Annotated in this window: 1 protein-coding gene; it reads left to right on the top strand. The window is 46.1% G+C overall.

Going from position 1 to position 397, the window contains the following annotated elements; genetic code table 11:
* Positions 1–64: 64 nt before the first annotated feature.
* Positions 65–397: hypothetical protein (locus tag GV819_RS32795; RefSeq protein ID WP_256667717.1), on the top strand; the 333-nt coding region annotated here is incomplete at its 3' end.

Here is a 397-nt window from a genome sequence, read left to right as displayed (position 1 = left end):
CCGATGAACACAGTAACAAAAGTTACATAAAATTACATTATAAAGAATATAGAAAGGTTAAAAAATGGCTATCACCGCAAAGCAGGAACGATACGCTCGTCTTGTGGCGAGTGGTATGGACTTACACACAGCCGCCCTTGAAGCTGGCTGTAAGAATCATGAAGCAGCTCGTAAGTTTGTTGCAGATATGGCAAAGCGTGAGAATGTGCAAGCATTCATCAATCAGGTGCGGACGGTCAATACCGAACTGACCACGCAGATTGACAACGCCACGACCGACATTACTTCTCCGAATGTACCAGCTGCAGCAAATGAAACAGATCGGGTGCGACAAGCACCGACCACGCCCCAGTCGCCTTTGGAGTTTTTGACTTCGGTGTTTAATAATGTTGATGGC

This window comes from Pseudomonas sp. Fl5BN2 (assembly GCF_009908205.1).
In the GTDB taxonomy this organism is placed as follows: Bacteria; Pseudomonadota; Gammaproteobacteria; order Pseudomonadales; family Pseudomonadaceae; genus Aquipseudomonas.
This window is presented reverse-complemented; position numbering and strand designations above follow the sequence as displayed.